Raw genomic sequence first — 3,307 nt, 5'->3', positions numbered from 1 at the left:
GAAAACACTAAAACAGAGGGTTTGGTCGATTGGCCAGCCCGTTGAAAGAGGGATATCGCATGTCAAAGACAAGCGCGCGGCTGGATTTAAGAATTGATCCAGCGATCAAAGAATTGGCGGCGCGCGCTTCAGCTCTGACCGGGAGTCACAGTCTGTCGGAGTTTGTCATTCAAGCAATCCGAGAGAAGTCGGCTCGCGTGATCGAGGAGGCCGAAGTGTATCGGCTGAATAGTCAGTCGTTTGATGCTTTTGTAGCAGCCTGCGAGGCAGCTCCAGCACCGAACGAGGCTTTGCTGAGCGCGAAACGTCGCCGTAACAAAAGGATAGAAAACGGTGACCTTGAGGTTAGAACCATTAGATAAGAAGTCCCATGACAGGAAATCGTTTGATTGTGGATTGGAACGAGTAAATGAGTTCCTTTGGCGCGAAGCACGCAATCAGATGGACAAGAAAATTAATCGTACCTGGGTGTTGGTGGACGATGAGCCCGCCAATGTGTTGCCGGCTCCGGTCCTGGGTTATTTCACCCTGACCAGCGCGACCGTGGTGCGTGACGAGCTACCAGATCAGGAAACCCGTAGTCGGTATCCTGCCTATCCCATTCCAGTGATCAAGCTGGCGTGGCTAGGTGTTGATAGCGGGCTACACAGCTCAGAGCGCCGACTCGGTGAAACGATTCTTCTTGAAGCTCTGGAAGAGGCGTACCGAATTGTTCAGTACAGTGGTATGGGAATAGCGGTGGTAACGGATCCGCTTACCCAGGAAAGTGACCGCTTTTTTAAGCGGTACGGTTTCCTGCCAATGGGAAGGCAATTCGGAGAGCTACAGTCTCTCTACTTACCTATGGGCACAATTGGTCAGCTGATTGATCCTCCATCTTGAGGATGATACTAGCTTCAAATAGCCGTATCGGTGCTCTGATACGGCTATTTCCATTTTTTCAGACTTAAGAGTTACATTTGTATGAAAACCATTGGCGAGCTTTGTGATAACCACGGAAAACATGTTTTCCAAGGGGGTAAAGATCCATTTTACATCACAGTTGTTGAGCCTTTGCTGTCCGAAATAGAGAAGAGTTCAGGGCTTAAAGGTAGCTATGAAGTTGAGGGTAGATTTGATGTAAAGGCCCTGGCTAGGTTTCGGAAGGGTGATAAAACATCCCAGCAGTTATTGATCGACCATACGGGAGAGGCGCCTGACGGTGGGCGTTCACTTATGATTTGGATTAATCCCAACAATCTTCCGGCGAAGCTCAAAACCCAAGTGGTAAATCATCCTTCTGGCCCGGTGTTTCCGATTCCACGAAACTGGACGGCTGAGGAGCTCTCTCAACTGATCCAGTTTAATGATTAGGTTGTCGACGCATTTAGCAGGAGCAATACACTGGGTAGGCAGATGCCTTAGATGGCTGATTTGGAATCTGCTAAGCGAGCGTGCACAGTTGGAAATTGAGCTGCGGCTCGCTGGCCACCCCCTGTTGCACCCATCTGAGGTGCCAATTCCGACCATTCTTGAAGATACCCGGTGTGAGCTGGAAAGACTCAGAGATGTTGAGTTTTCAGGCTACTTGCCGGGACTGAGCGAAAACGTTCGGGTTCTTGTCGAGCGAAGCCTGAAAGCATTGGTCACTGACCGGTTGTACACAGCATCTTTCCCGATGGCCACGCTGCATGGATGTTCTGCGAGTAAAGCTCGGTATAGGCCCGATCGAGCGGGATGTGCCACCATGGCAGAACTGGGAAAGCTGATTAATGACTTGAAAGACCTGGAGGGAAAGAGCGGGGGAGATATTGTTTCTGCATGTCTAGCCTGGCCTGGCCTGAACTCCGACTTCATGAAGGGATCAGATTAACCACTGATAATGGCATCGACGTTTCTACTGGTCCAGTGCAGGTGGCTCTCATCATATGGCTGTTCTTTGCTACGAGTTACAAAGGCAAGAAAAACAATGGCAGCCTGAAGTTGAGATTAAAGAGTTCCGCCGAAGCAAATTGCAGAGCTGAGCAAAAGTACCAAACCAAAAATCATTCGTCTTGCCATTATGCAGGCTCCTTTTTTAGTTCGATAAACGTCTACGCGGAAACATATTATTGTAAATCACAAGAGGAATCGGGAACGGGTTTAACATTGCCAGCCAAGGGTTTAAAGCAGAACGAACTGAAGAAATACCAGCAGTCAGTTTACAAGGTTATACGATGAAAACTTGAAGCCCGCAAACTGGCAATTATCACTTCTATTCTTTATGCCGACGAGTGAGGTCCAAGGCGGAAATTTCACCAAGGGGAAGTCTAGGTCTATCCGCCTGAATGTTCGCTCTGCGACCAAAGTTAACATTACCAAGCGAATATGTTTGCTTAACTATCGTAGAACGACTGTGCCACAGAGATGGTGGGCTCGAAACTGTGCAAAGGTGACGTTAATGGGTGGTGATGAATCGACCTAAATTGACGGGGCACTGCCAAGGCACCGTTTGGGCACAGGCGCAATGATAGAGAAAAATTCCTGATCTTAATCTTGCCGTGCAAAGGTCACTGATCGAATCGGAGGTTTTCGGATTGCTCAGGTGAGAATGGTCACAGGTGAGGGGATTGTCTTGATGGTAACTTGTTGATTTGCCAAGTTAATGGCCCGCCCGTCAGGATTCGAACCTGAGACCTTCGCCTCCGGAGGGCACTGTACCGAGGCGTTTTGGCGAGGGGTAAATCGGTGTAACGTGAGGAAGTTCAAGTGGTTACGTTTCAAGTTCGACCTTCTGGAAAACCCTTTTAATACCGATACTTACACGATTTACGCCGAATCTGGGCACAGAGTTGTCCGGTTATGACTGTCGCAAAACTACCAAAATGACCGCTGCCCTGTACCTCCGATTCAATACTTTATTCGCCCAAATGTTCCTAAACAACTACCTGAATTATGTCCGGTTGCAGCTGTCCTGAATTGGACATATTTCAATCATTTTGGACTTGCGTCCTTCAGGAGCAAAACGAATACTACTCGTAAATTCCTGTCAAACATGGTCAATGATTGACCACTTTTTGTGCTGAAGCCTATATAATCGCCGCTTCTTTTCGTTCCCGTCGTCTTTGTTTTGTACTGATTTCAGCACCTGTGAGTCCCAGTTTTTGAATACTGACAATCTGCCCTGCCCATTCTTTCCGATTACAATGTAAGCGCCCATAAATCGGCACCTGTTCCATAAACCCAGGATTTGTCACATTGATTCCTTTCTTTAAATCGAGGAGGAATCCTATGGTCAATTCTGACCTGCACGCATCATGGCAACAGACGCTCTCAAACTGGCAAGAAT

At 48.1% G+C, this 3,307-nt stretch carries 5 protein-coding genes; 4 read left to right on the top strand and 1 reads right to left on the bottom strand.

The annotated features are described in order from the left end of the window. Positions 1 to 59 precede the first annotated feature (59 nt). From AC13C0_RS00325 to AC13C0_RS00310, 4 genes are all read left to right on the top strand, one after another. Entirely contained in the window at positions 60 to 362 is a 303-nt protein-coding gene (locus tag AC13C0_RS00325) for a type II toxin-antitoxin system TacA family antitoxin (RefSeq protein ID WP_222534940.1), read from the top strand. A 79-nt stretch (positions 363 to 441) separates the two neighbouring features. Beyond that, complete coding sequence (locus AC13C0_RS00320) at positions 442 to 882, top strand: acetyltransferase (protein WP_341581240.1); 441 nt, start codon at positions 442 to 444, stop codon at positions 880 to 882. 81 nt (positions 883 to 963) lie between these two features. After that, complete coding sequence (locus AC13C0_RS00315) at positions 964 to 1,353, top strand: hypothetical protein (RefSeq protein WP_482953713.1); 390 nt, start codon at positions 964 to 966, stop codon at positions 1,351 to 1,353. A 447-nt stretch (positions 1,354 to 1,800) separates the two neighbouring features. Next, positions 1,801 to 2,199 carry a hypothetical protein gene (locus AC13C0_RS00310; protein WP_482953712.1) on the top strand — a complete coding sequence of 133 codons (399 nt, stop codon included), beginning with the start codon at positions 1,801 to 1,803 and terminating at the stop codon, positions 2,197 to 2,199. Positions 2,200 to 3,047: 848 nt separating this feature from the next. Here the strand turns inward: AC13C0_RS00310 and AC13C0_RS00305 are convergent. Beyond that, the coding region (locus AC13C0_RS00305) for a hypothetical protein (protein WP_482953711.1) at positions 3,048 to 3,307 on the bottom strand (260 nt) is incomplete at its 5' end.

Source organism: Marinobacter sp. B-21, assembly GCF_056857895.1.
Note: the sequence above shows the minus strand (reverse complement) of the source record. Positions and strands in the feature narration are given on the sequence as shown.

Excerpts from the sequence above, each read along its gene's own strand:
- AC13C0_RS00325 (WP_222534940.1), top strand. The coding sequence starts at position 60 with ATGTCAAAGACAAGCGCGCGGCTGGATTTAAGAATTGATCCAGCGATC.
- AC13C0_RS00320 (WP_341581240.1), top strand. The coding sequence starts at position 442 with ATGGACAAGAAAATTAATCGTACCTGGGTGTTGGTGGACGATGAGCCC.
- AC13C0_RS00315 (WP_482953713.1), top strand. The coding sequence starts at position 964 with ATGAAAACCATTGGCGAGCTTTGTGATAACCACGGAAAACATGTTTTC.
- AC13C0_RS00310 (WP_482953712.1), top strand. The coding sequence starts at position 1,801 with ATGTCTAGCCTGGCCTGGCCTGAACTCCGACTTCATGAAGGGATCAGA.